This is a genomic window from Dyadobacter pollutisoli (assembly GCF_026625565.1).
GTDB lineage: Bacteria > Bacteroidota > Bacteroidia > Cytophagales > Spirosomataceae > Dyadobacter > Dyadobacter pollutisoli.
This window is the reverse complement of sequence record NZ_CP112998.1, coordinates 4195762-4222422: the sequence shown is the minus strand read 5'-3', so window position 1 is coordinate 4222422 and position 26661 is coordinate 4195762. Positions and strand designations below refer to the sequence as shown.

General features: G+C 45.7%; 23 protein-coding genes and 1 other RNA gene. 14 read left to right on the top strand and 10 right to left on the bottom strand.

The window, feature by feature from the left end; translation table 11 throughout:
- Positions 1 to 62: 62 nt before the first annotated feature.
- The 5 genes from ON006_RS17265 to ON006_RS17245 form a co-directional block, all read right to left on the bottom strand.
- Complete coding sequence (locus ON006_RS17265) at positions 63 to 1727, bottom strand: RagB/SusD family nutrient uptake outer membrane protein (RefSeq protein ID WP_244820620.1); 1665 nt, start codon at positions 1725 to 1727, stop codon at positions 63 to 65.
- Between the two features lie 51 nt (positions 1728 to 1778).
- Positions 1779 to 5357, bottom strand: coding sequence for a TonB-dependent receptor (locus tag ON006_RS17260; protein WP_244820619.1), 3579 nt, complete (start codon positions 5355 to 5357; stop codon positions 1779 to 1781).
- A 173-nt stretch (positions 5358 to 5530) separates the two neighbouring features.
- Complete coding sequence (locus tag ON006_RS17255; RefSeq protein ID WP_244820618.1) at positions 5531 to 6649, bottom strand: FecR family protein; 1119 nt, start codon at positions 6647 to 6649, stop codon at positions 5531 to 5533.
- An 88-nt stretch (positions 6650 to 6737) separates the two neighbouring features.
- Positions 6738 to 7352, bottom strand: coding sequence for an RNA polymerase sigma factor (locus tag ON006_RS17250; protein WP_244820617.1), 615 nt, complete (start codon positions 7350 to 7352; stop codon positions 6738 to 6740).
- A 215-nt stretch (positions 7353 to 7567) separates the two neighbouring features.
- Complete coding sequence (locus tag ON006_RS17245) at positions 7568 to 9031, bottom strand: alpha-L-fucosidase (RefSeq protein WP_244820616.1); 1464 nt, start codon at positions 9029 to 9031, stop codon at positions 7568 to 7570.
- Positions 9032 to 9269: 238 nt separating this feature from the next.
- Between ON006_RS17245 and ON006_RS17240 the strand changes: the two genes are divergently transcribed.
- Together ON006_RS17240 and ON006_RS17235 are read left to right on the top strand one after the other, a co-directional pair.
- Positions 9270 to 9557, top strand: a complete 288-nt coding sequence (locus tag ON006_RS17240; RefSeq protein ID WP_244820615.1) for a hypothetical protein — start codon at positions 9270 to 9272, stop codon at positions 9555 to 9557.
- Entirely contained in the window at positions 9551 to 9835 is a 285-nt protein-coding gene (locus tag ON006_RS17235) for a type II toxin-antitoxin system RelE family toxin (protein ID WP_244820614.1), read from the top strand. Before ON006_RS17240 ends, ON006_RS17235 begins: the two co-directional genes overlap by 7 nt.
- Here ON006_RS17235 and ON006_RS17230 read toward each other — a convergent pair.
- Together ON006_RS17230 and ON006_RS17225 are read right to left on the bottom strand one after the other, a co-directional pair.
- Positions 9832 to 11253 (bottom strand): alpha-L-fucosidase, encoded by a 1422-nt coding sequence (locus ON006_RS17230; RefSeq protein WP_244820613.1) that lies wholly within the window; start codon positions 11251 to 11253, stop codon positions 9832 to 9834. The two genes, ON006_RS17235 and ON006_RS17230, sit on opposite strands and share 4 nt — an antisense overlap.
- Before the next feature lie 40 nt (positions 11254 to 11293).
- Complete coding sequence (locus ON006_RS17225; protein ID WP_244820612.1) at positions 11294 to 12325, bottom strand: isoaspartyl peptidase/L-asparaginase family protein; 1032 nt, start codon at positions 12323 to 12325, stop codon at positions 11294 to 11296.
- Between the two features lie 221 nt (positions 12326 to 12546).
- On the opposite strand from ON006_RS17225, the gene ON006_RS17220 reads away from it, so the two are divergent.
- Positions 12547 to 13185 (top strand): ABC transporter ATP-binding protein, encoded by a 639-nt coding sequence (locus tag ON006_RS17220; protein ID WP_244820611.1) that lies wholly within the window; start codon positions 12547 to 12549, stop codon positions 13183 to 13185.
- A complete protein-coding gene (locus tag ON006_RS17215) occupies positions 13182 to 14252 on the top strand; it encodes a hypothetical protein (RefSeq protein WP_244820610.1) in 1071 nt (356 codons plus the stop codon). The genes ON006_RS17220 and ON006_RS17215 overlap by 4 nt, the downstream gene beginning before the upstream one ends.
- A 138-nt stretch (positions 14253 to 14390) precedes the next feature.
- Here ON006_RS17215 and ON006_RS17210 read toward each other — a convergent pair whose 3' ends face one another.
- Positions 14391 to 15101: an SDR family oxidoreductase gene (locus ON006_RS17210; RefSeq protein WP_244820609.1), complete on the bottom strand. Its 711-nt coding sequence runs from the start codon at positions 15099 to 15101 to the stop codon at positions 14391 to 14393.
- A 68-nt stretch (positions 15102 to 15169) separates the two neighbouring features.
- Positions 15170 to 15583 (bottom strand): inner membrane protein YiaA, encoded by a 414-nt coding sequence (gene yiaA, locus ON006_RS17205; RefSeq protein WP_244820608.1) that lies wholly within the window; start codon positions 15581 to 15583, stop codon positions 15170 to 15172.
- Between the two features lie 160 nt (positions 15584 to 15743).
- Here yiaA and fabG point away from each other — a divergent pair, with 160 nt between their 5' ends.
- The 10 genes from fabG to trmD all read left to right on the top strand — a co-directional run bounded on the left by fabG (position 15744) and on the right by trmD (position 26191).
- A complete protein-coding gene (gene fabG / locus ON006_RS17200; RefSeq protein ID WP_244820607.1) occupies positions 15744 to 16490 on the top strand; it encodes a 3-oxoacyl-[acyl-carrier-protein] reductase in 747 nt (248 codons plus the stop codon).
- Positions 16491 to 16565: 75 nt separating this feature from the next.
- The gene (locus ON006_RS17195) at positions 16566 to 18641 is read left to right on the top strand and encodes a BTB/POZ domain-containing protein (protein ID WP_244820606.1); all 2076 of its coding nucleotides are present in this window, start codon (positions 16566 to 16568) and stop codon (positions 18639 to 18641) included.
- Positions 18628 to 19590 carry a DUF2279 domain-containing protein gene (locus ON006_RS17190; protein ID WP_244820605.1) on the top strand — a complete coding sequence of 321 codons (963 nt, stop codon included), beginning with the start codon at positions 18628 to 18630 and terminating at the stop codon, positions 19588 to 19590. The genes ON006_RS17195 and ON006_RS17190 overlap by 14 nt, the downstream gene beginning before the upstream one ends.
- 67 nt (positions 19591 to 19657) lie before the next feature.
- Positions 19658 to 20641 (top strand): Smr/MutS family protein, encoded by a 984-nt coding sequence (locus ON006_RS17185; RefSeq protein ID WP_244820604.1) that lies wholly within the window; start codon positions 19658 to 19660, stop codon positions 20639 to 20641.
- A 94-nt stretch (positions 20642 to 20735) separates the two neighbouring features.
- Positions 20736 to 22076, top strand: coding sequence for a DUF4403 family protein (locus tag ON006_RS17180; RefSeq protein ID WP_244820603.1), 1341 nt, complete (start codon positions 20736 to 20738; stop codon positions 22074 to 22076).
- A gap of 108 nt (positions 22077 to 22184) precedes the next feature.
- Positions 22185 to 22591: RNase P RNA component class A (rnpB, locus tag ON006_RS17175), an RNA gene on the top strand.
- 54 nt (positions 22592 to 22645) lie between these two features.
- Complete coding sequence (locus ON006_RS17170) at positions 22646 to 24157, top strand: OmpA family protein (RefSeq protein ID WP_244820602.1); 1512 nt, start codon at positions 22646 to 22648, stop codon at positions 24155 to 24157.
- 137 nt (positions 24158 to 24294) lie between these two features.
- A complete protein-coding gene (locus tag ON006_RS17165) occupies positions 24295 to 24870 on the top strand; it encodes a 30S ribosomal protein S16 (protein ID WP_244820601.1) in 576 nt (191 codons plus the stop codon).
- A gap of 90 nt (positions 24871 to 24960) precedes the next feature.
- Positions 24961 to 25527, top strand: coding sequence for a ribosome maturation factor RimM (gene rimM / locus ON006_RS17160; RefSeq protein WP_244820600.1), 567 nt, complete (start codon positions 24961 to 24963; stop codon positions 25525 to 25527).
- Positions 25517 to 26191: a tRNA (guanosine(37)-N1)-methyltransferase TrmD gene (gene trmD, locus ON006_RS17155; RefSeq protein ID WP_244820599.1), complete on the top strand. Its 675-nt coding sequence runs from the start codon at positions 25517 to 25519 to the stop codon at positions 26189 to 26191. Before rimM ends, trmD begins: the two co-directional genes overlap by 11 nt.
- Here the strand turns inward: trmD and ON006_RS17150 are convergent.
- A complete protein-coding gene (locus tag ON006_RS17150; RefSeq protein WP_244820598.1) occupies positions 26188 to 26631 on the bottom strand; it encodes a GNAT family N-acetyltransferase in 444 nt (147 codons plus the stop codon). The genes trmD and ON006_RS17150 overlap by 4 nt on opposite strands.
- Positions 26632 to 26661: the final 30 nt, after the last annotated feature.

Sequence of the window (26661 nt, the reverse complement as noted above, 5' to 3'; positions counted from 1 at the left end):
CAACGAAGTCGCACTTTATTAACTACAGAATATAATTATGATTATCGGTCGGGATATTGCTCTTACTGATTTTGTTTCAATATATTGGCTCCCATAATATCAATTTGCGCCTGAGGAATAGGGAAGTACTCACTTTTCCCTTTTACGAAAGTCGCTCCGGTCAGATAAGTCCTTTTCTTGCTTTCTTTGGTCAGGTAGGCATTCAGGACCACGTCGGCAACTCCCCAGCGAACCAGGTCAAAGTGACGGTGACCTTCCATCGCCAGCTCCACGCGACGCTCGAAACGAACGGCTTTCCGAGCATATTCCTGGGTAGCAAACGCAGTGTAAGGTTTTACAAGATAATTAGCCGCAGGTTTGCCGTCAGCACCGGCCACTACTACATTAGCAGCACGCGTCCGGATTTGGTTTACAATGCTTAGCGCAGTGGCCAGATCATTCTCTTCCACAGCTACTTCTGCACGCATCAAAAGCACGTCGGCAAGGCGGATGGCGCGGTAATTGTTAGCATTGGCACGAGGCGATTCGGCACCGGCGTTTTCGCCACTGTAAGCAAAAAACTTCTTGAATGTATAAGGCCCGCCGAAACTCTGGTCCCTGATCCAGTTCTTACCAGGATGCGTTCCCCAGTTCAGGAAAGGCAATCCTCTGCGTCCAACGGTCCAGTCCAATCGTGGATCCAATGTTCCTTCGTAAGGAGTGAATGCATCTGTGGAAGCAAGTCCTTCGTCATTTTTTACATCCACATCATTGAAAGTGTCCAGTAATGGCAAGCCCGCAGCATCTGTTTTAAATGCATTGACCAGGTTTTGAGAAGGTTGGTAAAATCCGCAGCAACCGCCGGGAGCGGAGCCGTATGGGAAGTTATAGTTATCTCCCCAGCTTCCGTTTTGGCCGCTACCGCCGTCGCCTACCGACATTTGTACTTCAAAGATCGACTCGCTGTTGTTCTCCGTCGTAATCCTGAAATTGTCGTGAAAGCTGTTTACCAGTGAAAAAGGGCCATTTTTAATAATGTCCTCCAAAAGTGGTTTTGCCGCAGTATAATCCGCCTGGTACATATGTACTTTGGCCATCGCCGCCTTAGCTGTCCATTTGCTTGCGCGACCTACCTGCGCTTTGGTGGCCGACAGGTTGTCGATCGCGAACTGAAAATCGGCCTCGATGTTGGGCCAGATATCCTTATCGTTCGGCAGGTTGATGTAATCCGTCACGGTTTCGTCCACGTAAGGCACCATATTCCAAAGTTTTTTAGCTTCAAAATGGTACCACGCCCTCAGAAAACGCGCTTCTCCCAATGCCTGCGCTTTCTCGGCATCAGTCATGTCAGTAGTCAGGCCGATCAGTTTGATCACGTTGTTGGAGCGGGATACACCGTCATAAACGGCCACCCATTTGTCATTGTAAGCGCCGATATCCGCTTGTGGAATGTAGCGTTCGATGGTTGTGATCTGAGCCTGGTCACCTACGTCACTGCCTTTGTAAGCATCATCCGAAGCAATGGAGCCGTAGATCCAGTTGCTCACGGATGAAGTATTTACTGGTCCCGCGCCTACACCATCCAGCAAACTGTATGCACCGATCAAGACTGCATTTACCCCGGATTTATTTGAAAGCGACTGCTCATTTCCCACACCCAGTGGCGTAGTTTCCAGAAACCCATCGCTGCAGGAGGTTATCATCCCTATGCAAACTAATGCTGTTAATACCAATAGTCTCTTTTTCATATCTATAAACTTATGATTCTCAGATAAGTGATTTTTTGATTATACCCGTTTTTAGAATCCGAAATTGATACCGATCTGGTACATTTTGGAATTAGGATAATTTCCCTGATCTACCCCAAGCACTGTGCTGCCCGGAGTGGAGCCAACCGACGTAACCTCAGGATCGATACCGCTGTATTTGGTGATCGTGAAAAGATTTTGGGCCTGCAGGTACACACGTGCGCTTTCGAAACCGATTTTCGACAGCATTGTGGAGGGCAATGTGTAGCCCAGCGTCAGGTTTTTCATTCTGAAATAGGAGCCGTCTTCAATGAAGTAGCTCGAAGGCTGCTGGCTGCGGCTATCGTTTGCATCCAGGATCGGCAACACAGCATCAGGATTTGACGGAGTCCACGAGTCATTCAGCATGCGAAGGCTGCGGTTACCCGCCTGGTTGTTGAAATCTACCCAGCGCTTTACCATGTTAATGATCTGATTGCCTTTTACGCCCTGGAAGAATGCCGAGAGGTCAAAGTTTTTGTAACCTACATTCAGGTTGATACCATAGGTAAAGTCAGGATGCGGGTTACCGAGGAACTTGCGGTCGTTATCGGTAATGGTACCGTCGCCGTCCGTATCGTGGTATTTGTATTTACCAATTGCAGCGTAACCAGGATATTTTGGTCCGCTATCCACATCGCCCTGATTTTGGTAAATACCGTCGATCTGCAAACCGTAGAATGAGTACAATGGCATTCCGGCTACTGAACGCGTCCAAGTATAGCTACGGATCGCTGGTCCTAAAAGAACTGCTGTTGCGCTGTTGTTCAGCTTTTTAACCTCGTTTTTGTAAGTCGAGAAATTGACGCCTACTGAATAGGTAAGGTCACCATTCAATGCTTTGTTGTTAAAATCAATCCCAAGATCAATACCCTTATTATTCATTTCACCTACATTGACATAAGGAATCGTGGCGACACCCTGAGTAGCAGGCAAACTCACCTGATAAAGCATGTCCGAGGTGGTCCTGTTGTACAAATCCAGGTTCAGACCAAACATTCCTTTGAGAAATGTTGCGTCCAAACCAACGTTGGTCTGCGTGGTAGTCTCCCATTTGGCGTTCGGGTTTCCGAATGCATCGGTATCAAAGCCAGGCTGTACCGCATTGTTAGAGCCGTCGATTGCATACGAAGAAAGGCTCAGGCTTGAACGGTAAGTGCTGAATCCATTGTAGTTACCAATTTCCTGGTTGCCGGTTTGACCCCAGCCAGCTCTTATTTTCAAGTCGTCAATCCACGATACCGGTTTCAGGAATGCTTCTTCCGAAAGTCTCCATCCCGCGCTGAATGCTGGGAATGTTCCGTACCGGTTGTTTTGACCAAATCTTGAAGAACCATCGCGGCGTACCGTAGCTTCAAGCAGGTAGCGGTCCAGCAATGAGTAGTTGACCTTTCCGAAAATGGAGAAAAGTGCCCATTCGTAGCCAGCGCCCGTATTGTTGATACCCGCCGTACCTGAGTTAAGGAACATGTACTGAGGATCTTCGGAGAAGAATGTAGTACGGGTCGCAGAAAAGTCGCGACCGGTACCTTTAATGGCTTCCGTTCCCAAAAGGACACCCAGTTTATGAATGTTGCCCAATGTTTTGTTGTAGTTCAATGTATTCGACCACGTCCAGTTAATGTCGTACGCATTGGCATTAGTCAAAGCATTGGCCGCTTCGATTTCGGCTTCTTCCAAATCCAGCAGGGTATAACCTACGCGGTTGGCAGCGGTAATGTCGATACCAATGCTCGATTTCGCAGTCAGGTCTTTCAGGATATCTACTTCCAGGTATGCATTACCAAATGCGCGGAAGTTGTTAGTCTGGTTTTTTCTGGTTCTCCAAAGCTGCGCCACAGGATTGGTAGCAGGTCCGAGTCCCGCCGCTCTCGTAGCAGCGAAATTGCCCATGATATCATACACCGGGATGATCGAAGGAATACGGTATCCGTTTCCGATCGGGTTCCCATCCTGGTTGTTGGCCGAGCTTGAAGTTCCGTTATTGTTATAGTAACCCTTGTTTTCCGTATAACTTACTTCCAGGTTTTCACCAACCCTGATGCGTTTTTTGAACGAGAATTCAGTATTGGAACGCAATGAATAACGGTTAAAAGAAGTGTGGATCAACACACCGTCCTGCTTGAAGTAATTGAATGCGATCGCATACCTTCCGCTTTCTGTCCCACCAGTAGCACCTACATTGTATTCCTGGATCGCAGCCGGGCGCAGGATTTCCTTGTGCCAGTCGGTACCTTCTTTATTTGCTTTCACGATCTGGTAAAAACCTGTGCGGTTGTAGTTGTAAAGCGAAGGGTTGGTTTTTGGGTCACCTTCAAACAACCCGTAGCTCGATCCTGCCAGAATGTAGTCGGGTACCACTGCATTGGCACCATTGCCGTATTGCTGATGCGACGGGTTACCATTAGTCAGTACACCTGCATTTTTGCGTTGCGTCCAAAGCAGGTCACCGAATTGCTGCGGATCTTTGATCAGGTCAAGATCAACTTTACCTGTCTGCAAACCCGCTCTTGAATTGAATGCAAATCTCGGAGCACCTGCTTTTCCTTTTTTGGTAGTGATAATGATAACACCATTCGCCGCCCTTGAACCATAAATAGAAGCCGAAGAAGCATCCTTCAAAACCTGCATTGACTCTATGTTGTTCGGGTTAATGCTGTTCAATCCGCCTTTTGTCGGTACCCCGTCGATCACGTACAAAGGATCATTGTTGTTGATCGTTCCAAAACCACGGATACGTACAGTGGCCTCACCACCCGGCGAGTTATTGGAAGTAACAGTAACACCAGCCACACGTCCCTGCAACTGCTGGGCAACGTTCGGGGCAGCCACTTTGGTCAGCTCGGTAGCGTCAACGGTACTTACCGCGCCGGTAATATCTCTCTTGGATTGAGACGAGTATCCGGTAACTACCACCTCGCTCAATGCTTTTACATCAGATTGCAATGTGACGTCCACCATTGATTTGTTGGTAATGTCAACTTCCTGCGTCAGAAAGCCGATCGATGACACAACCAGCGTGGTGCTGCCGTCGGGTACATTCAGCGAAAAGGCTCCGTCTGCGTCCGTAGTAGTACCGACCGACGAGCTTCCTTTCAAAACAATCGTCGCTCCCGGAACACTGCCGCCCGCAGCGTCCACAACCTTTCCTTTCACCGGAGTATCGATGGACTGAATGGTTTTAATGGATGAGCCGGTGCTTTCAGGAGTAGCGGTCGACGGCTTGGAAGATGCTCTTTTCAGAAGGATCTGTTTGCCCGAAACTTCGTAGGTAACCTGCAAAGGCGTGAGAAAATTATCCAGTATAGCTTCCAGCTTCTCTTCTTTTGCGCTGAAAGTTACTTTGCGTTGGGACCGGATCAGTTCAGGGCTGTACATGAAATTGACGCCCGAAAGTTTACCGATCTGGTTTAAAGCTGCTCCGATTTTTTGTTCCTTAATGTTGATCGTAAGCCGGCGGTTCAGCACTTCCTGCCCGAAACCATCGAAGGCAAAGGACAGCTGCGTGAACCCGACGATCATCATCATTTGTATGAGGCTGATTCTCATAATTTTGAGCAGGTAATTCTGCCGGTAAAAGGTTTTTTTCATACTTTTGTTTGTTTTGTAGGTTATAAAAAATCAGCAAAATAATTCCCTTGTCCCCGTAGGGATTTAGTCTTAGCGCCAGCATAGAGAGGGGATTTACATACGAGGTGAATGATGTTGACGCATCGTTCACCTTTTGTTGTTTTAGGTCAAATAGGGTTGGTTTAGGTGAATAATTATCTACATGGATTTCCTTTGATCGTTATTTTCTCCGGCGTGATCTCGTACTCCGCTTCGAGGATGGTACAGATCCATTTCAACTTATTTTCAAGTGGTTCATCGCCCAAAGTAGCGGTAATGCTGCATTGGGACATGATTTCTCTATTGAATTCAATATCAACACCATATGCTTTGCTCAATGTAGTGAAAACTGCTTCCGCCGGTGTTTCGGAATAAGTAAATGCCTGGTTTTCGATCGGAATATTGAGCAGTATGGCGGTGCTTAATATGGTGCGGAAGAGGCGGTCGTGGCTTCTTTCAAATGTGGCCTGCTGATTCGGGGTCAGAACGAGTGCGGCGAGTTCCTTGTCCTCGGTGTACTGTTTTGCCTTCGCGTCTTTTTTAGTAAATACCGACACCTTGCCAGTCTTGACCGCTACGATCACCTGCTCATCCTCGGCCCTGGCCTTCACACTGAAACTGGTACCGTGTACTTTGGCCACGAGTTCATTGGCATATACAAAAAACGGCTGCTCCGGATTTTTGGTAACCTCGAAAAATGCTTCGCCTGACAGAAAAACCTCTCTTTTGGAAGCCGCAAACTCTTTGGGATACTTCACACTGCTATTCTTGTGCAGTACCACAGAACTGCCATCGGGCAGCTGCACATATTTGAGCGCACGCTCATTGTTGACGATTTCGGTGATGGTTTCCGGTTTTTCCTGAGATGCTGCCACAGGTGGTTCAAGCTTCTGCCTGTTATTTTTATAAATGCGAAACAATGCAAAACCCAGCCCGAGTACAATGAGCACTGATGCTGCTACATTCCAGCCGGACGTAAACAATGGACGGATGGGGGAGATCTGTTGGGTCTTTTTGTGCAGCTCTTTTTGTTTAGCAATGCGAAGTGCCTGGCTGATCTTGTGCTCAATGTGCTCGTCGGTAAGTCCCTGATTTTCGGACTCGACGGCGCTCACCAGTTCGCGGGCTTTTTCGAGGAGCTTTACCCGCTCTTCGTTTTGATCCGCCCATTGTTTCCAAATGACATCATCCTCCGGTTTCTCGCCTCTTGCCCATTGGATAAATCCAGGGTCTTCCAAGAGTTGTTGAAGTGATGTGATAAACCGATGATTCATAGCGGAACGGATGCTGTTTTATTACATTATCCTTTTATGTCGCCTGAATACTCACTTGGAGCAGAATAATTTTTATTTTATTTAAATGTTAATACAACATTTGGTAAAAAGAATAAAAGAAGAGGGAACATGAAGTAGTAGCGGTCCAGAGTTCGCGGAGGTTTGACAATGCACGCTGGATAAGGTTACTGACCGACTGGGGATTGATGGAGAGAAGACCGGCGATTTCTTCCGGTTTGAGATTTTGGAAAAAACGAAGGTAAATGACTTCCTGCTGGCGGGACGGAAGCTGGTCCATTACGTTTCTGACCTGTTTTTTCAATGCCAGGTCATTTTCGCCCTGGATCATGGAATCTTCGCGTGAAAATTCAGTATTCAGGTCATCGAAATGGTTGGTCAGTTCCACCTCTTCGGCCAGCGGTTTAATGGTCTTCAGGATTCTGTTCCTGAATGATTTGATCAAATAGAACTTGACCGACGGTGTGTCATTCACAGATTCACGGTGCAGCCAGAGATGTACCAGCAAGTCTTGCAATGCATCTTCAATCACCTGCATATTGGGAGTAAACCGCTGCCCATATTGCGTCAGTGGACGGTAGTAGCGGCGGGCCAGCTCCGTGTAGGCATCCTCATCCCCATTCCGGAAACAGTTCCAAAGTATGGCATCATCGGTATGTTTGGTAAACTGAGCCAAGAGCAGCAAAAACGGGGAAAATGACCGCTATAATCAAAAATAGGTATTGACTATCATTAATAAAATACTGTTTGGCATATTATTGGAATAACAAAATTTTATTGTTTTATTTTACCAAAGGCAGTTGGTAAAGGAAAGTGTAAAGTTGTGAAATGATAAATGTCCCGCCGGAAAGCTTTCTTTTCCAGCGGGACATTTGCCATAAAATATTGACGTTCAGTGTGCTACTCCGAGTCCTTATAAAGACCAAATTCACTGATTGCCACGCTCACGGGAGATTTTGTGATCCGTAGTCTCACTTTGGCGGATGTGACAGGAGCTGCCAGCTTCACAAGCCGCTTGGCGCCAATGCTGGTACCTTTATGGATTTCCTTCCATTCAGTTCCCTGCCATGCGTCTATCGCAAATTCTTCGATCCGCTGGCCCAGTTTAATGAATTCCTGAATGCTGATAATGTCGAATGTAATTGGCTGGCTCATATCAATGGTTACTTCCGGCGTTTTGAAATCGTCGTCCGTCGCCCAGTAAGTTTCCGGTCTTCCGTCGAGAATGTTTTTGGCACTGTAAACAGAATTATAACCACGCACATTCACTGCTTTTGAACCTCCTTTTGCGGCAAGGTTAGTAGCGAAAGTCTGCTTAATGTGGTCGCCAAATGCTTTAAGCGCAGCCACATCATCCTCGTGCAGCTGACCGCGTGTATCGGGCGCGAGACCAAGATCCAGCGCTGCACCGCGACCAACGCTTTTCAGGTACAGGTCAAAAAGTTTTTCGGGTGTCTTAGGTTTCTCGGTAGGGTGATAAAACCAGCCTTTCCGCAATGGAACGTCACATTCGGCAGGGATCCAGAACTTCCCGTTTCGTGTACCGCCGGGATTTTCAGTAGCATTGGCCTGGCCTGGAACTGCCACATTCTGGCCTTCCGAAGGTTTTGGCGTTAATGTCGCCCAGGATGTTTCGTTCACGCTTCCGTCCTCATTGCCAGCCCAGCGCACGTCCCAGCCGATATCGCTGAAAATGTTAGCTGTCGGCTGCAATTTACGTGTCAGGTTCGTCCAGGTTGAATCCCATTGATAGTAGGTAGTGTTATCGATCGAGCGTTTTTCTCTGGTGCCTCCGTAGTAGCCGTCGCCTCCGTTGGCGCCATCGTGCCAGGACATAAACAATTCCCCGTAATTGGTATAAAGTTCTTTCAACTGTTCGCGGTAAATGGCCAGGTATTCGGGCGTGCCGTATTTGGCATTATTACGGTCCCAGGGAGAGCAATATACTCCGAATTTGAGTCCGTGCTTTCTCGCCGCGTCGGCAACTTCTTTCACAAGATCGCCTTTTCCGTCACGAAATGGGCTTTTTGAAATGTTATACTCGGTTGTTTTTGTTGGCCAGAGCGCAAATCCGTCATGGTGTTTTGCCACCAAAACGACACCTCTGAGCCCACCTGCTTTCGCTGCCAGTACAATTTGTTCCGCATTAAAGTCTGTCGGATTGAATGTCTTCGGGTCAGCGTCTCCGTAGCCCCATTCCTTGTTTTCAAAAGTGGTAGGAGTAAAGTGTATGAGGCCATAAACTTCCGTTTCGTGCCATGCTACCTGCCTGGGTGCGGGCAATGCGCCGTAAGGTTTTGGTGGGGTTTGGGCGAATACAGCAGACGTAGCAAAGAAAAACAGGCAGGTTATTTTTTTTATCATTTTATAATGCGGTTTCTGATGAAACAGATAAGGGTGGCTCATGTAAGATCTAATAAATAGTGAAGATCGTTTTTTTTGGTACAGATCACTAATTTTTTTGAAGTATGTTCAATCAGCATGTTCATTTAAAATTTGGCAGCGGCTAGATTCAGAAATTCAGAAAAAAACGTAACAAAAATCTTAATTTAAAGTTATAAATTTGAATTGAAAAATACTTAATAATGAAATCACAATCGATATGCTGAACATTGTCGAAAACTACATTGAGCTTAAAAAAAATATGGCTGTACTAATTAACAAGTCCGGTTATAAAAATGCGTTTCTGGCAGAACAGATAGGAATTCCGGCCCCTACGTTCAGCGTCAAAAAGCAACGCGGTAATTGGAGTGAGTCCGAGATGATACAAATTTTGCGCATCATTGAGAATGAAAAATTAGAGGACTTTTTTATGCTTGAATTAATGCGTGCTGAAAAAGACGAACCCCGTTTTCCGGTTTCAGACCTTAGGAAAGAGCTCGGATGGTAGTTCTTTATGTTAAACGTTTTCAGAAAGACCTCAAAGGCGCCCATAAAAATGTACAGAAAAGGGTTTTTGAAGTCATAGAGAAATTGGAAAACGCCCAAAGCCTGGAAACTTCCGGCGTCGATTGCAAAAAAATGGAAGGGCAAAAGAGCGGCGAACATTACTACCGGATCCGGGTGGGTGATTGGCGCATCGGAATAGAATACATTCACCCTGACGTTACTTTGTTAAGAGTACTAAGCCGGGGTGATATGTATAAGTCATTTCCGCCCAAATCCTAGTTGATCACAAACAAGTAAGCCGGCTGCGAGCCAATTTCTGCTACTGTTTTCGCTGGGACTTCAATGGCTCCTTCTTTCACTTTCAATGCTTTTTTGTTTCCTGCAAAATGGATTTTCGCATTGGCAGGCAGGTTCAGACCTTCCGGTTTAAGGCTGGCTGGCAGTTTTTCCGCGGCATCAGCAAGGTAGAAAGCGTAAGTAGTAGCTCCTTTTTTGGTATACGCCCATTTGCCCTGGCGGTAAGGTGCCAAGGGCTTGGTTTCATAAATACCTTCTCCATTGACATTCATCCATTTGCCTATTTCTTCCAGTCGCTGATAAGCCTCCTCATGCCACTCTCCGTCCGGGCCGGGAGCTACATTCAGCAGCAGGTTACCACCTTTGGCAACGATGTCGACCAGGGTATGAACCAGTTTCTGGGTAGATTTGAAGTTTTCTTTCGGGATGTAAGACCAGGAATCACCCATGGTAATACACGACTCCCAGGGAATCGACATATAGTGATCGGGAATGGATTGCTCGGGCGTTACATAATTTTCAAACTCTCCGGTCACGGTGCGGTCCACCACGAGCAGGCCAGGCTGATGCGACCTCGCCATTTTAGCGATACGTGCCATGTCAATGTCCTGATCATAAGGAATGTTTTTCTGCCAGCTGATATTGGGATCAATGGAGCTGAATGGGCGAACCCAGCCACCGTCCAGCCAGAGAATGTCCACGGAGCCGTAATCGGACATTAATTCCTCAATCTGATTATAAGTGAAATCCTTGAACTTGTTCCAAATCTCAGGCCGCTTTTTAGGGTCGTAGGACACATTGCGGTCTTTTGGTGGGAAGTAAGGCCACCAGTAGGAGTCGGTATGCCAGTCGGGTTTGGAGAAATAAGTACCTGTCATAAAGCCCTGGTTGCGGAATGCGGCCAGTACTTCCTTGGTCACATTACTTTTGGGATTGGACTTAAATGGCGTGTTCGTGATTTTGTAATCCGTGTATTTGGAATCGAACATTGAAAATCCGTCGTGGTGCTTCGTCGTGAAAACCACATATTTCATGCCAGCGCCTTTCGCTGCCTGCGCCCATCTTTCAGGGTTAAATTTGACGGGGTTGAATGTCTTGGCAATGTCCTCGTAAGCTTTTTTGTATTCAAACCAGTCATGTGAATGCGGTCCTCTGCGCTCGCACCAGCCCTCGTCTTCCGGGCATAGGGACCAAGATTCTACGATCCCCCACTGGCTATACGTTCCCCAGTGCATGAGGAGGCCGAATTTTACGTCCTGCCATTTGCTCAGTTTCTGCTGTACCAGCGGGTCGGTGGGGGCGATGTATTTGGAATGGTCTTGTTCCGAATGCTGTTGCGCATTCGCAAAGCTGGCAGATAGCAGACCGGCCAGAAGAAAAATTGTGGGTTTTAGATTCATTTTTTATTGGATAAAACAACCTGTCCGATTCTCGGATCTTTCAGGCAAAATAACTTTTTGCATTAATCACTACACCTTTACCGCCCTTCTCGGTAACCGTATAATTGAAGCCTTTCTGAACAGAATATGCGCCTACTTCACCTTGCTTGTTGACTGCTATGAAGCCAACCTGGAACGTTTTGGCACGCTCGGGATTAGGTTTTACAATTCGTTCTACCGCTTTCTTGCAAGCTTCTTCCGGCGAAAGTCCGGAGCGCATAAACTCCACTACCAGGTGCGTTCCGCAAACCCTGATCACTTCTTCACCTTGCCCTGACGAGGTAGCAGCGCCTATTTCATTATCTACAAAAAGCCCTGCACCAATGATTGGGGAATCTCCGACCCTGCCACGCATTTTGAAACCCATACCACTGGTCGTACACATTCCCGACAGGTTTCCCTTCGCATCCAGCGCCAATGTACCCATGGTATCATGGTTGAACGAGCCGTCTTCCAATCGCGCAGGCGCAAACGGGCCGTGTCCTTTTGGGTGAGATTGCTGATGTTCAATGTTGATAACGGGCTTGTATTCTGCTTTTTTTAGCCATTCTTTATATGATTTCTCTGCATCCGGGGACAGTTTGTCCGATTCAAGCTTGAAGCCGTTGGCTAGTGCAAACTGTTGCGCTCCCACACCGGCCAGAAACACGTGCGGGGTTGTTTCCATGAGCTTTCTCGCCACCGAGACAGGGTGCTTGATCCTCTCCATAAATGCTACCGCCCCACAATTGGCTTTGTCGTCCATAATGCAGGCATCGAGGGTCACATGGCCGTCACGGTCAGGATTTCCGCCCAGGCCTACACAGCAGTTGATGTCGTTTTCAATGGCTATGGCTGCCTGCTCCACCGCATCCAGCGCAGTACCACCTTTTTCCAATACTGGCCAGGCGGCACCGTTGGCAATCTGGCCGCTGTCCCAGGTTGAAATGAGAAGCGGCTTATTTACAGTGGTTTTACCAAACATGGTATTGATCCTTGTAAATGGAAGTGCTATGGCTGACAGGCGCAGAAAGGAACGGCGATTGGATTTCATGAACGGTTAATTATAAAATTTTAAAAATATCATTTATAAAATTAAAAATTCTTCAAATATACATTTACTATGCAACGTGTCAAATGAAAATAGGAATATTTTGCCGGATAGTAAAACAGGGAAACGGATTATCTGCCTTTTAAGAATTGAGTGTTATAATGTTTTATTTAATAGTTATACTTTTTGGATTTCATATTAAAGTTTCTTCCATATTTTTGTCTATGGTTTTAAAAATTGAAGGTTTGAAGCAGCATTACGGGGACCACGAGGTTCTGGACATTGCTTCATGGGAAATCAATCACGGTATTTACTGGATTCAGGGCGAAAATGGTGCTGGTAAATCCACCCTTTTCAGGACACTTGCGGGAATGTTACCCTATCAGGGAACGGTTATGCTTGATAACCAATATGACTTGCGGAAAAACCCTGTTGGATACCGATTAGGCCTTAATCTCGGAGAAGCTGAACCATTATACCCCTCATTTTTAACTCCCGCCGACCTTATCGCATTTGTTGCGGAAGCAAAAAGAAGCCCTGCCGGTCAGGCGGAAAGCCTGATCAATGCATTGGGTATTCAGTATTTGAACAACACTTTCGGCAGCTGTTCCAGCGGAATGGTCAAAAAGGTGTCGCTTGCCGTGGCTTTTCTGGGTAAGCCCTCGGTCATCATTCTCGACGAACCGCTCATTACAATTGATATGGAAGCGCGGGCGGCGTTATTTGACCTCATCAAAACTTACTATGCCGCCGGCGTTACGTTTCTGCTCTCTTCGCATCAAACTTTTCAACAAGAAGGCTTAGAGGTGACACAGACTTTTGCATTGAAAAATAAGACACTCATTGAATTTCCGGTAGCATGAAAACGCTGATGCTTTCGACCGTGACGGCGTTTTTCAGTCAAAGAGCTGGGCTGTTCTTCGTTTTGATGGGTATTTTGTTTGGATTTCTGAGCGGAGCGGAACACCATGCATTTGCAGTGTTTTTCCTGACGGGTACTTACGGTTTCGCGTATCTGTCGGCGATCTGGCTGGCGTATACCTTATTATGTGTACAATTTTTGACCCGGCTTTGGAAGCAGCCGGAATATACATTTGTTTACCATACCAGGTTATGGAGCACGTCAAGACGCTTTTTTAGATTTTTAATGATGTCCCTGGGTTTCCTGCAGCCGATCCTTTACTACGGCGTGTACCTGACTTCTATTTCAATTCAGGACAAGGTTTCTGACCGTTTGTGGCCAGTTTTGCCACTGTATCTGATCATGATTGCATTCGTAATGATTGCAGGCGAATGGCGGATCAGGAAGCCTGTATTATATGTTGCCAAAAATAGCAAATTCATATTCCGCTGGCCTTTTCCAAGACCACGAAACTGGGCATACTGGTCTATTGAATGGCTTTTCAGAGAAAGAGGGGTGACATTGCTGGCAGGCAAGGCGGGTGCTATCCTCGTTGCTACGGGTACGATGCTCTATTATACCACCGATGCCTATGACTTGCGGCTACCGGCAGTTGGCCTGCTGCTTGCGTACTCTTTGAACCTTGGAATTTCCTTTGAGCTTTATAAATGGGAGAGCCAGGTGTGGCTGTGGGGGAGGACTATGCCGGTTTCGAATTTGCAGCGGTTTGGAAGAGTTTTGACATTGCACGCAATCATCATATTACCCGAAACATTGGCCGTCTTGCGAAATGGCTCACTGACTTTTTTTGAAATCTGCCAGTTGTTTGGACTCGGACTATCGGTATTGACTGTACTTCATTCATTTTTTTACAAAAAAGAGGGATTGCTGGAAGACTCCATGCAAACGATTTTGCTCTGCTTTGTAGGTCTCACCATTTTGATATTATACAAAATACCGCTGCTGCTGATTGGGGGAACTCTGCTGGTACTGACCTATTATATGTTTCCCAGATGGTATAAGGTTTAATGGCGGGTACGGTGATACCCGCCATTAAAATGACGGGCGGGGCGATGCAATCCGCCATTAAATGACGGGCGGGGCAATGCAATCTGCCATTAAATGACGGGTGCGCGGCGCTACCCGCCCCGCCACTAAAGTGACGGGCTATTTGGGTATTGATGGCCTTACTTCAATTTTGCTTGGTAATGTTCGGGCTGGTAACTTGATGAGGTCGGAAACGATTTGGCCGATGTCTTCCGGCTGGATTTTCCATGCATCTTTTTCCGAAGGATGATGATTATTGAACTCCGTTGCTACTGAACCGGGCATGATCGTGGTCACTTTGATACCGGCACTTCGTACGTCCATCATCATGGCCTGCGAAAAACCTACCAGGCCGAATTTGCTTGCATTATAAGCAGTGCCGTTCGGGAAGAAATTGGTTCCTGCAAGGCTTGCAATGTTGATAAAATAGCCTTTGGATTCAGTAAGCGCTGCCAACGAAGCTTTTGCGCTGAAAAATACACCAGTAAGGTTAATATCGATCGTTTCATTCCATTGTTCCGCAGTCAGCTCCTGGATAGGGGCGAAATGTCCTACTCCCGCATTGGCAATGAAATAATCCAGGCGCCCCCATTTGGAGATCACCTGTTCAACCGCAGCTTCCTGCGACTGCAGATTTCTCACGTCCGATTCAATTCCGATTGCGTAGCCTTCCTTGATTTTATTGAGTGAAGCAGCGGCCTGATCAGCGCTTTCTTGCGACCTGCTGGTGATGGCGACAAGTATTCCCTCGCTGATCAGGACTTCTGCTATACCATACCCGATTCCTTTGGAGCCCCCGGTAATGAGCGCAACTTTATTTGATTCTGCCATTACAATATATTTTATTAGAAAAAATTAAGCGTAATGGTTTAACAGCATTCAAGTCTTTAAGGTTTGCGTTAATTTCCGGGGGTTTCAAAAATTTGAGAATCCCTTGTGTTTTTCTGCACGGCAATAGCGCCAAAAATCCCAAGTAAATAAGCAAAAGCATAAAACCCTTTTTCACTAGGGAGCAATGCTGCATTCCATAATCCAACTGCTAAAAGTACGATCGCCAGGATCGTGGAAAACCAGCTGATACCATAATAAATGCCGGTAACAGGGATGCCTTCCAGCCTGTCCCGGACGCTTTTTTGAACAGAGACGGCTGCAAACAGGCCGTACATTAAAACAGTGAAATAGTAGCCCTTTTCGCTTAGTAACATTTCCGACCTCCAAAGTCCAATAATAAAGCCGAGCATTCCGACGCCAAGCGCGATCCAGGAAGCCGCGATAAACGCACCAGAGGTTTTTTGTGCTGCAATAGTGTTCATGTAGGTGTAAATTAAGTGATTGTGATAGTAGAGTTTGTCAATATTACTTCTTTTCAGAATAAAGTACCACTGCAAGTTTCTGTACTTTGTTTTTTGCCGGTCTCTGGTCAATATCCTATTTTTGCCGGCAGTATATATTTTGACAGATTTTTACCCATTTATGAAAATAGTAGAAAACAAGGTTGCATTGGTAACAGGGGCTTCAAGAGGCATTGGCCGCTCTATCGCATTGCGTTTGGCCGAAGAAGGTGCTGATGTAGCATTTACATATCTTTCAAGCGTTGAAAAAGGAGAAGCCCTTGCCAAAGAACTGGAATCCTTTGGTGTGCGAGCAAAAGGTTATCGTTCAGATGCTTCTGACTTTCAGGCTGCTGATCAGCTGGTGACGGATGTGATCGCTGATTTTGGCAAGCTTGACGTGTTGATCAACAATGCCGGTGTAACGCGAGACGGTCTGCTGATGCGCATGAGTGAGGAACAATGGGATACTGTCATTAACATCAACCTGAAATCGGTTTTTAACCTGACCAAAGCCGCTACCAAAAGTATGATCCGCGCCAAAAGCGGTTCTATCATCAATATTACGTCGGTAGTAGGTATCCGCGGAAATGCGGGCCAGTCCAATTATGCGGCTTCCAAAGCGGGTATCATTGGTTTTACGAAGTCCATTGCGCTCGAACTGGGTTCGCGTAATATTCGCTCCAATGCAGTGGCACCGGGTTTTATAGAAACTGAAATGACCGACGCCGTAGACTCCAAAGCAGTAGATGACTGGAAACAGTCGATACCAATGAAGAGGGGCGGACAACCGGAAGAAGTGGCTGATGCCTGCGTTTTCCTTGCATCTGATCTGTCACGTTACATTACCGGACAGGTTATTCAGGTGGACGGTGGTATGTTAACATAGTCTCTTTCTTCGTTAGTGAATAGCTGGCAGTTTCATTGTATATTGTAACGTTGCCAGCTATTGATATTTTAAGACATGCGGTCCGAACTGATTTTTCAAACCCCTTACTGGTTTATCATTTTCTGCCTGATAGCAGGGGCCGCATACGCGTTTTTCTTGTATCAACCGGAAGCTTCCTGGACCAAAAGATTAAACTACATGCTGGCCGCTTTTCGGGGAATTACGGTAGCATTGATCTGTTTTTTGTTGCTGAGCCCGCTGGTCCGTAAAACCGAAACTTCCGTAGACAAAGCCAAGATCGTTTTCGCGATCGATAATTCTGAATCGGTAGGGAAATATGGTAAGGATTTAATGAAACAAATCGCGGACGCGTCTGCCGATCTCGCGGCCTCAGGATTTGAAATAAGTCTCGAAACGCTGGATAAAGCTGCAAAGTCTGCGAATCCTGATTCTGTCAGTTTCAATGAAAATAAAACCGACTTGTCGGGAATGCTGCAAAATGTGAGGAGCAATTTTGAAGGCCGTAATCTCACAGACGTTGTTTTACTTTCTGACGGAATTGTTAATCAAGGCATTTCTCCTTCCTATAACCGTTATCCTTTTCGTGTCAATGCATTGGCTGTGGGCGATTCTGTGCCTGATCTCGACATCAGGATCAAGGACGTGATCAGTAACCGCATTGCTTATTTGGGTAATGAATTTCCGATCCGTACAGAAATTGTGGCTAATGGTCTCGCCGGAAAAGCAACGACTATTTCGCTGAAACAAAATGGTCGCGTGATTGAAAGCCAGACTGTGCTGATCGACAAACCAACCTTTTTTAAAGCATTTGATTTCAAGGCGTCGTCCACGCAGAAAGGAGTACAGCATTACACACTTGAACTGGGTGCAGTAGCTGGTGAGACTTCGGGCAGGAACAACCGTAAGGATGTTTACATTGATATTATCGACGGCAGACAAAAAATATTACTGATGGCGCTGGCGCCACATCCGGACATTAAAAGTATCAGAAGCCTGATCGAAGCCAATGATAATTATGAGCTGGATATCAATATTCTTTCGATTTCCAACACGCCACCTGCCAGTACCAAGCCTTACGACCTGGTGATTCTGCATCAGATACCCAATTTGCTGGGGCTGGGCAATGCGCAGGTGCGAAAATTTATTGATTCCAAAACACCTACATTCTATATTCTGGGAAACCAGTCGGCAGTACCTCTCGCCAATTCACTGAACAGATCATTGATAATTAACGCAGCTAATAGTCAGGTAGATAAGGTTACGGCGAGGTACAATCCTTCATTCCAGCAGCTCAATTTCGATACCGAAAGTCTAAAATTACTCGAACGCCTGCCGCCATTGTCGGTACCATTCGGCGAGTATAATGTGTCGTCAGGTACTGAAACGATTTTGTATCAAAAAGTAGGGACATTGAATACCAATAAACCTTTGCTGGTGCTCAATACCAGCGGGGAGCAGAAGATTGCGGTACTGGCGGGTGAAGGAATATGGCAATGGAGACAAGAGGAATTTGCACAAACCAGCAAGCAGGAAGTGGTCGATAACCTGTTCCAAAAGCTGATTCAGGTCCTTTCTGTTCGTGAAGACAAGCGTAAGTTCAGGGTTTATCCGGTGAGGAACGAATTCGAAGGCGGCGAACAGGTCGTGTTCCAGACGGAGATTTATAATGATATTTACGAACCGATTTATGGTCAGGAAGTGAAGCTGGATGTGACCGATGAGAAGGGTAGGACGAAACAATTTACATATACTCATACCAAGGAATCGCCAAGATTTAATGTGACCGGCCTGGCAGAAGGAGTGTACCGTTATTCTGCGTCTGCTGCATTACGAAATGGTCAGGAAAAGGCCAGCGGACAGTTTGTGATCAGAAACGTTGATGTGGAGCTGAACAATACTACCGCTGATTTTGGTATGCTTCGTGAACTGGCGGGGCGTTCGGGTGGAGCATTTATTACCCCGGCTTCTTTCGCAAACTTTATTCAAAAATTAAAAGACAATCGTCCCGCCGACCGGCTTGACAGCTCCGAAGATATGGTAGAGCTGATTTACCTGAAATGGTTGTTTTTCCTGCTGGTTTTGCTACTTGGAACAGAGTGGGGATTAAGAAAATACCATGGTGGATATTAGTAAAAAAAGCATTGTCAGTAATCCATTGTCGGTATTTTTGGTACAATTTCTCCTGATATTGGGCTTTGCCCAAAGTAATAATCTGTTTGCCCAGCAAGACTCACTGCAAGTTTTGCCTGCTCCCAAAGACTCAATTTCACAAGTCCATCCCAATTACAAAATGCTTCGCGGGATATTTGCTGCGCAGTCGGCATTGTACCTGGGTAGCATTTACGGGCTGAGTAAGTCCTGGTACAAAAACAAACTTACCCATTTCACCATTAAAGACGACACAGGTGAGTGGCTCCAAATGGACAAAATGGGGCACGTTTACACATCATACCAGATCGCACGACATACTGCGGCCATTTATAAAAAAACTGGTATTTCAAAAAGACAGATGCTTGTTTACGGGGCAATTTCCGGGATCATTTTTCAAACACCTATCGAAATCCTGGATGGTTTTTCTCCTGACTACGGGTTTTCTCCGGGCGATATGATCGCTAATATTACGGGTTCCGCATTGTATCTGGGGCAGGTAGCATTGTGGGATGAGGTGCGGATACAGCCCAAGTATTCGTTTCATTACACTTCGTTGTCCAAGGTGCGGCCGGAGCTGCTGGGGAGCAATCGTTATGAAAGCTGGCTGAAAGACTATAACGGGCAAACTTACTGGCTGTCAGCGAGTCCGAAGTCGTTTTTTAGAGGCAGTAACTGGCCGGCATGGCTGTGTTTTTCGGTAGGTTACGGGATTCACGACATGGTATCTGCGGAGCGAAATAAAAGTATAGAAATGGGTTACCGACCTTATCGTCAGTATTATTTGTCACTGGATATTGACCTGACGAAGATCAAAAGCAAGAGTAAGTTTGTTCGTACGATAGGGTTTTTAGCTAACTCCCTGAAAATTCCGGCACCCGCGCTGGTTTTTAGTAAAAAAGGGATTGATTTTAAGCCATTCTATTTTTAAGAGCGTTCTTTTAGAAAGAAATCAAGTGGCAGCAGGACTGAGAAGGATAGTTTAACTAAGTGAATTTATGAATATTGGAGATAAAGTAAGATTGGTGCATGGCCGCGAAGAAGGTGTTATTTATGCTTTTTTGCCAGGCAATATTGTAGAAATTGAGATAGAAGATGGTTTCAGGATTCCGGTGCTTCGTAATGAAATTGTTACCATTTCACCGGTAGAGTCCCAGCGGCTGGTAAAACAGCCGGATTCTAAGAAGCTTGGTTCTCAGAGTGATATCATTGTTTCAAGACAAGCGCCATTCGCTGAAAAAGGGATTTACATTGCTTTTGTATCAATCAATGACCGGGCTCTGACGTTGCACATTATCAACAATACCGACTGGATTTTGCCCTTTACAGCCATTTCGCTGACGGAACAGGTAAGTTTGGGACTGGGGGCAGGCGTGCTGCAACCACGGACTTCGCAGAAATTGACGGAAGTATTGATGAAGGATTTTGAAAGCTGGCCGGTATTTGAACTTAAACTGCTGTATTTCAGGGAAGGAAACCATTTGTTGCCGCAGCCGTTAACCAAGAAAATCAAATGCAGGGCCCAATCATTTTACAAGAATAAAGGCAAGGCGCCAGTGTTGGATAAAGAGGCATTTGTGTATCAGCTGGATGACGAGAACCTGAAAAAGGAAACGGTTGCTACCAGTGAGAACCTTTCTGCCGACCTCAGGGCCAGTATGTTGGGTGGGGCGAAACCTGAACAAGTCACATTGGAGAAGCCAGAACAAGTTGTGGACCTGCACATTGGTAAACTTACCCAGGATTCGGGTAAGCTATCGAATGATGCTATATTAAAAACCCAGTTAGAAACGTTTGAAAGCAGCCTGGAAATGGCGATTGCAAATGGAATGGAGGAGATAACCTTTATCCACGGGGCGGGAAGCGGGGCTTTGAAGAACGAGCTTCACCGTCGGCTTGGCAAAAATCAGCATGTTCAATATTTTAAAGACGCTCAAAAAGAAAAATTCGGATACGGTGCAACCCTCGTCAAAATCAAGTAACAGACCCGTTAAATGCTTGTATCCATTGGTGTTAGCATTCATTATTTGCGGCCAATGGCAATGTACTCCCAAAAAAACCTCTCCCCAGGCACCTATGGAAGAATATAAGTATTCCGATAAAGAAATTCAGAATGAAAAGCATTTATCGTCACTGAATGTCCCGGTCGAAATTCCCGTCTCGGAGATTGAAAATCAGATCAATGCGAAAATAAAGGGCCTGATTTATGAAGATAACAGCTATGAAGATGAGGGGCAGGACAATCTGAAAGCGAAAGTCTGGAAGATCAGCCCGATCCGTGTTGTGGCTATTGACTCGTCATTTTTGTTCGAAGTTCCCTTAAAGATTTGGGTAAGTGCAGGTTACAACATCAGCCCACTCGGAATAAAGATGTCGGGGTACAAGGATACTGAGTTTTCGATCAAAATACGTCTTATTTCCAAAATCGGGATTTCGCCCAACTGGCAGATCAAATCGGAGACTTATGTGGATAGTTACGACTGGATCACCGACCCGAACATCAAAGTTGCAGGAATTAACATCCCCATTAAAAGTATGGCGAGCCGCCTGCTGAACAAGAATTTTGACAAAATCACGGAAGCCATCGACGAACAGGTAGCCAGCAATCTTGAACTGAAAAAGAATGTGGAGCTTGCGTGGGGTATTGCCCGTCAGCCGGTTATGCTTGCGAAAGAGTTTGATACCTGGCTGGTAATTGTTCCCACGGCTATCGTGATGACGCCGCTTTTGGCTAAAAACAACATTCTGCGCTCAGTAATCGGTATCCAGGGATACACGCAAACCATCACTTCCGCGACCAAACCTGCGATACCGGCTGTATATAAACTGCCTGATTTGAAGATAGTTGACAAAATCAATGAAGACTTTAAAGTCGGGTTGATCAGTGTGGTCTCGTATGAAGACGCAGCAAGATTGGCCACTGCGAAGTTTGCAGGAGAGAAGTTCTCCTTTTTGAGCGGGCAGTACAATGTGGAGGTAACGTCCATTGAAATGTACGGGCAAAACGACCGGATGGTAATTAAGGCTGGCCTGAAAGGAAATATTAATGGCTTTATTTATCTGAAAGGCATACCTTACTACGATCCTGTGTCTCAGCAGCTATCGTTGAAAGGACTGGACTATGATCTGGATACGAGGAATAGTATAGTGCGTACGGCCGGTTGGTTATTGCAGGGACAGTTCAGCAGAATGATGGAGAAAAAAATGGTTTTTCCCGTTGGTCAGCAAATCGACGAGGCCAAGAAGACGATACAGAAAGCATTAAGTAACTACAAAGTCACAGAGGGAGTTGTGATTAAAGGAACGCTTTCAGATATCACGCCGGACAAAGTTTACCTCACTCCAAAACACCTTTATTCTGTTGTATTTGCGCACGGAAAGGTCAATTTGAAAGTGGGCGGATTGAAAGGAATTTAAAAGAAAATTTGCACAATAATCTGTGTCGTTACCATATTTTTTTACTTTTTGTGGTATATTGACTGCTGATCGAAAGAAAGTATTTCTTAGCTTTGTGGTCAGAGGAAGGGAATAAGCTGTCCTACCGCCGCGGTATTTGGCCGGGGAGGAAAGTCCGGGCAGCACAGAGTGCCGTACTTCCTAACGGGAAGGCAATCGGATGGAGACGACCGGTTGACAGCAAGTGCCACAGAAATGATACCGCCTTGGCATGTTTTTTATATGTGAAGGTAAGGGTGAAATGGTGGAGTAAGAGCCCACCGCTCCCCGGGCAACCGGTGAGGCAAGGTAAACCTTACGGGCTGAAAGATCAAATAGGTGTTATTAAGTGGGGTTACTCGTCCCCGTTCTTCGGAACAATGACACGGGTAGATCGTTAGAGGTTTCGGGTGACCGGAATCCTGGATAAATGGTAGGAGTCTTTTATTGAGTTTCAATGAAGGAAACAGAACCCGGCTTACAGGCTTATCCTTTTTCTGATTTTTTGTTAATTAAATAGTGAATATTGAATCACATAACTGGTGTTTCCCATGAAGAAAAAGAATCTTTACGTTGCTTTAATTTGTTTGTCCCTACTGAGTTTGAATACGTTTGCTCAAAACCGGACGTATGAAGGACCCAATAAAATGAACACCTGGTCCATCACAGGATACGGCGGGATTACCAAATTCTTCGGAGATTTGACTCAGTACAGCGGCTGGAAACGCGGAGACAATGAGAAGTTGACCGGCGCATGGGGACTTTCCGTAAATAAGCAGTTGTCACCTATTTTCGGCGTTCAGATTGTAGGGTACAATGGTCGCCTTCAAGGCTCGAAAAACGGACATATCAGTTCAATATCCAACGATACTTACAATGCTACCTTCAACAGCCCTTCATTCGTGCAGGTGACTTTGGACGGTACAGCCAATCTTAACCGTCTCCTTTTTGGATACAAAAAAATGCGTAGATGGAAAGTTGACGCACATTTGGGAGGTGGTATCATCTACTATCACACAGATGTTGACTATACCAACGTAACCAAAAACGGCCCGCTTAAACATTTTTCTACTAACACTGATGCCAGCTCGAAAACTGCTGGTAAATGGGAACGTAACGGTTCCACTTACACACGTGAATGGGTTATCCCGACTGGTCTTTCAGTGCATTATGAGTTGACTCCACGTTTCGACTTGGGTATCGATTACACACATAACTTTGTGAATACTGAGAAATTGGATGCAACAGTTGGTGGATTAAGCGACTATGATCTTCAAGCAGGAATCTGGACGTTTGCAAAAGGAGAATCAAACAATGATGCTTACGGAATGGCTACAATTGCATTGACCTACAAATTGGGTAAAAACGCAGTAATGGCTAAAAAAGGCAAGTACGATGCAGCAAGCGGACGTTACCACCTTCGTTGGGCTAATCCACAAGCTTTGATCCCTGTTCCTTACAATCCTACTATGGATGATGCGGATTCAATCGCAAAAGCTAACATGCCAAAAGCAGTTGACCCACGTCTTTACACGGATTCTGATGGTGACGGAGTTGCGGATCTATTCGATAAAGAGCCTAACACACCAATCGGAAGCGTAGTTTCAGGTGGTGGTGTTGCAATGGATCTTGATAAAATTATCAGAGACGCGATCAAAAACAACCTGCCGAAAGACGAATGCGAAGCTTTATTCAGCAACATCGAATTCGATACTGACAAAGCGATCATCCGCAATCCTTCGAAAGAAACATTAAGCAAAGTGGTTGAGTTGTTGAACATGCGTACAAACTGCCGCATCGTTCTGGTTGGTCACACGGATGCCCGTGCTTCTGACAGCTACAACGTTGCACTTTCACGTCGTCGTGTTGATGCCGCCAAGAGATTCCTGGTACGTGGAGGCTTAACTGATCCAAGCCGTATCATTGTAGAATACTATGGTGAGTATCGCCCGATCGCAGAAAATACAACAGTTGAAGGATTGCAGTCTAACCGTCGTGTTGAGATCAAAATTCTTCCAAATAACACAATCCGCTCTACTTACCCGGCTGGTTTCCGCCGCTAGTAGTTGCAGAAAATTGAAAGGGAAGGTACTCGTTACCTTCCCTTTTTTTGTGCAATACTATTTAAAAGCCGAGAATTTAAATTACCTTTGCACCCTGTTTAAACGAGGGACGAGTTCCCAACATAACAAATTCAATAATGGCAGTTAAAATTAGGTTAGCGCGTCGTGGACGCAAAAAGAAAGCGATTTATGATATCGTAGTCGCAGATGCCAGAGCACCACGTGATGGTCGCTTCATCGAAAAATTGGGTATCTACAACCCAGGTACCAACCCTGCTTTCATCGTTTTGGAATCGGATAAGGCAGTTGACTGGTTGCTTAAAGGAGCTCAGCCAACAGATACAGCCCGTTCTATTTTGCAACATGAAGGTGTAATGTTGAAAAAACACTTGCAAGTAGGCGTAATCAAAGGTGCAATTACTCAGGAAGTTGCTGATGCACGTTTTGAAGAGTGGAAAGGATCTAAAACAGATCGTAAAGCTACTGCTGCCGATTCATTGTCTCAAAAGAAAGAAACTGAGAGAAGTGCTAAGCTGGAAGCTGAACGTAAAGTTAACCAGACACGTGCAGAAGCTATTGCTAAGAAGAACGCACCTCCTGTTGAGGAAGTTGTTGTTGCTGAAACCGCAGAAGCAGAGGTTACAGACGAAGTATCTGATGCAGTTGATACTACTGATGGTGCAGAAGCACCGGCAGAAGAGTCAGCTGAATAATTACAAGTCAAAATACATTCTTTATGGGTCTGTCGGTTTTCCGTACAGACTCATACTGTTTTATATTCATCCTAAATATTTTTCTTAACGGTGACACAGGATAACTGTTACTTACTGGGCTATATTGTTCGCACGCACGGGACCACCGGCAATGTCGTAATTTTCATGGATGTAGACTATCCGGAGGATTATGAAGAACTGGATTCGGTATATGTGGAAATCAAAGGCGAACTGGTTCCTTATTTTATCGACAATTTTAATATTCAGAAACAGGGCAACGCTATTGTTAGCTTTGAGGATGTTAATACCATTGAAAAGGCGCAGGCACTTGTCGGTAGCTCGCTTTACCTGTCATTGGACGAATTGGAGGAGCTAGGCGAGGAGGAGTTTTACTACCACGAGATCAAAGGTTTCAAAGTAATTGATCAAAATCAAGGTGAATTAGGGATTGTTCGGGAGGTGTACTCTCTTAACGGACAGGATCTGATAGCAATGGATTATCAGGGTGCAGAAATTCTGATCCCTACCGCGGAAGACATTGTTTTAAAAGCTGATAAGGAACAAAAGCAACTGCTGGTTAATTTACCGGAAGGCCTGCTGGAAGTATATCTCGATAATACCTCTGACGCTGAAAACATTCCTGACGATGCGGATTGATATTTTAACCTGCGTTCCTAACCTGCTGGATAGCTTCTTTGCACATTCAATCCTGAAACGTGCGCAGCAGGGAGGTTATGTGGAAGTGGTAGTACACGATATCCGCGACTACTCCACTAACAAGCATCGTACCATTGATGACTACGCGTTCGGCGGAGGTGCGGGAATGGTACTGCAAATAGAACCGATCGCTGGCTGTATCAGAAAATTACAAGCTGAAAGGCACTACGACGAGGTTATATACCTCACGCCTGACGGTGAGCTCATGCAGCAAAGAATGGTAAATCAGTTATCATTAAAAGGTAATCTGATCATGCTCTGCGGGCATTACAAAGGAGTGGACCAGCGTGTGAGAGACCTTTTTGTTACCAAGGAAGTGAGCATAGGCGATTATGTATTGTCAGGTGGCGAGCTCGCTGCAGCTGTTCTCTCAGACGCTATTATACGGCTACTTCCGGGCGTGCTCAATGACGAAACATCTGCATTAACCGATTCATTTCAGGACAACCTGCTCGCACCGCCGGTATATACCAGGCCTGCGGATTATGAAGGAAGCAAGGTGCCTGACATCCTCATGTCGGGGCACGAAGCTAAAATCGAAGAGTGGCGATATGAACAGTCTCTGAAAAGAACACGGGAAAGAAGGCCCGATTTGCTATCTTAAAAGTCCAGGCTGCAGTTAATCCATTCATTATCGAAATTAGTGCCGTATTTACGGTAAAAGCCTACCGCTGATGTATTCCAATCCAGTACCTGCCAGAGCATACCTGTACATCCGGTTTGTTTGGCAGCTGCTACTGTGGCGTCAAACAGGATCTTCCCAATGCCATTACCCCGCATTGATTCTGTTACAATAATGTCTTCCATGTACAATCTCTTGCCCTTCCAGGTCGAATACCGGTAATAATAAAGGGACAGACCAATGATCTTTGAATCGGACTCGGCGACAAAGAAATCGTATAGCTTTTCATTATAATCACGGGTCATTTTTTCGACATTGTTCGTGACCTGATTTAAAGCTCTTTCATAAATCGCCAACTCTTTTACCAATTCAAAAATGGCAGGTATGTCTTCTATTGTTCCTTGCCGGGTTGAGACTGTCATAAATTCTAATTTTATCTTTAAAGTACTAAC

What these genes read in the sequence shown, in the direction of transcription:
- ON006_RS17190 (WP_244820605.1), top strand. Translation starts at nt 18,628, where the DNA reads ATGGTGGATATTAGTAAAAAAAGCATTGTCAGTAATCCATTGTCGGTA.
- trmD (WP_244820599.1), top strand. Translation starts at nt 25,517, where the DNA reads ATGCGGATTGATATTTTAACCTGCGTTCCTAACCTGCTGGATAGCTTC.
- ON006_RS17235 (WP_244820614.1), top strand. Translation starts at nt 9,551, where the DNA reads ATGGTAGTTCTTTATGTTAAACGTTTTCAGAAAGACCTCAAAGGCGCC.
- fabG (WP_244820607.1), top strand. Translation starts at nt 15,744, where the DNA reads ATGAAAATAGTAGAAAACAAGGTTGCATTGGTAACAGGGGCTTCAAGA.
- ON006_RS17165 (WP_244820601.1), top strand. Translation starts at nt 24,295, where the DNA reads ATGGCAGTTAAAATTAGGTTAGCGCGTCGTGGACGCAAAAAGAAAGCG.
- ON006_RS17180 (WP_244820603.1), top strand. Translation starts at nt 20,736, where the DNA reads ATGGAAGAATATAAGTATTCCGATAAAGAAATTCAGAATGAAAAGCAT.
- ON006_RS17225 (WP_244820612.1), bottom strand. Translation starts at nt 12,325, where the DNA reads ATGAAATCCAATCGCCGTTCCTTTCTGCGCCTGTCAGCCATAGCACTT.
- ON006_RS17170 (WP_244820602.1), top strand. Translation starts at nt 22,646, where the DNA reads ATGAAGAAAAAGAATCTTTACGTTGCTTTAATTTGTTTGTCCCTACTG.
- ON006_RS17245 (WP_244820616.1), bottom strand. Translation starts at nt 9,031, where the DNA reads ATGATAAAAAAAATAACCTGCCTGTTTTTCTTTGCTACGTCTGCTGTA.
- ON006_RS17230 (WP_244820613.1), bottom strand. Translation starts at nt 11,253, where the DNA reads ATGAATCTAAAACCCACAATTTTTCTTCTGGCCGGTCTGCTATCTGCC.
- ON006_RS17255 (WP_244820618.1), bottom strand. Translation starts at nt 6,649, where the DNA reads ATGAATCATCGGTTTATCACATCACTTCAACAACTCTTGGAAGACCCT.
- ON006_RS17210 (WP_244820609.1), bottom strand. Translation starts at nt 15,101, where the DNA reads ATGGCAGAATCAAATAAAGTTGCGCTCATTACCGGGGGCTCCAAAGGA.
- ON006_RS17195 (WP_244820606.1), top strand. Translation starts at nt 16,566, where the DNA reads ATGCGGTCCGAACTGATTTTTCAAACCCCTTACTGGTTTATCATTTTC.
- ON006_RS17240 (WP_244820615.1), top strand. Translation starts at nt 9,270, where the DNA reads ATGCTGAACATTGTCGAAAACTACATTGAGCTTAAAAAAAATATGGCT.
- ON006_RS17215 (WP_244820610.1), top strand. Translation starts at nt 13,182, where the DNA reads ATGAAAACGCTGATGCTTTCGACCGTGACGGCGTTTTTCAGTCAAAGA.
- ON006_RS17185 (WP_244820604.1), top strand. Translation starts at nt 19,658, where the DNA reads ATGAATATTGGAGATAAAGTAAGATTGGTGCATGGCCGCGAAGAAGGT.
- ON006_RS17220 (WP_244820611.1), top strand. Translation starts at nt 12,547, where the DNA reads ATGGTTTTAAAAATTGAAGGTTTGAAGCAGCATTACGGGGACCACGAG.
- ON006_RS17265 (WP_244820620.1), bottom strand. Translation starts at nt 1,727, where the DNA reads ATGAAAAAGAGACTATTGGTATTAACAGCATTAGTTTGCATAGGGATG.
- ON006_RS17260 (WP_244820619.1), bottom strand. Translation starts at nt 5,357, where the DNA reads ATGAAAAAAACCTTTTACCGGCAGAATTACCTGCTCAAAATTATGAGA.
- yiaA (WP_244820608.1), bottom strand. Translation starts at nt 15,583, where the DNA reads ATGAACACTATTGCAGCACAAAAAACCTCTGGTGCGTTTATCGCGGCT.
- ON006_RS17150 (WP_244820598.1), bottom strand. Translation starts at nt 26,631, where the DNA reads ATGACAGTCTCAACCCGGCAAGGAACAATAGAAGACATACCTGCCATT.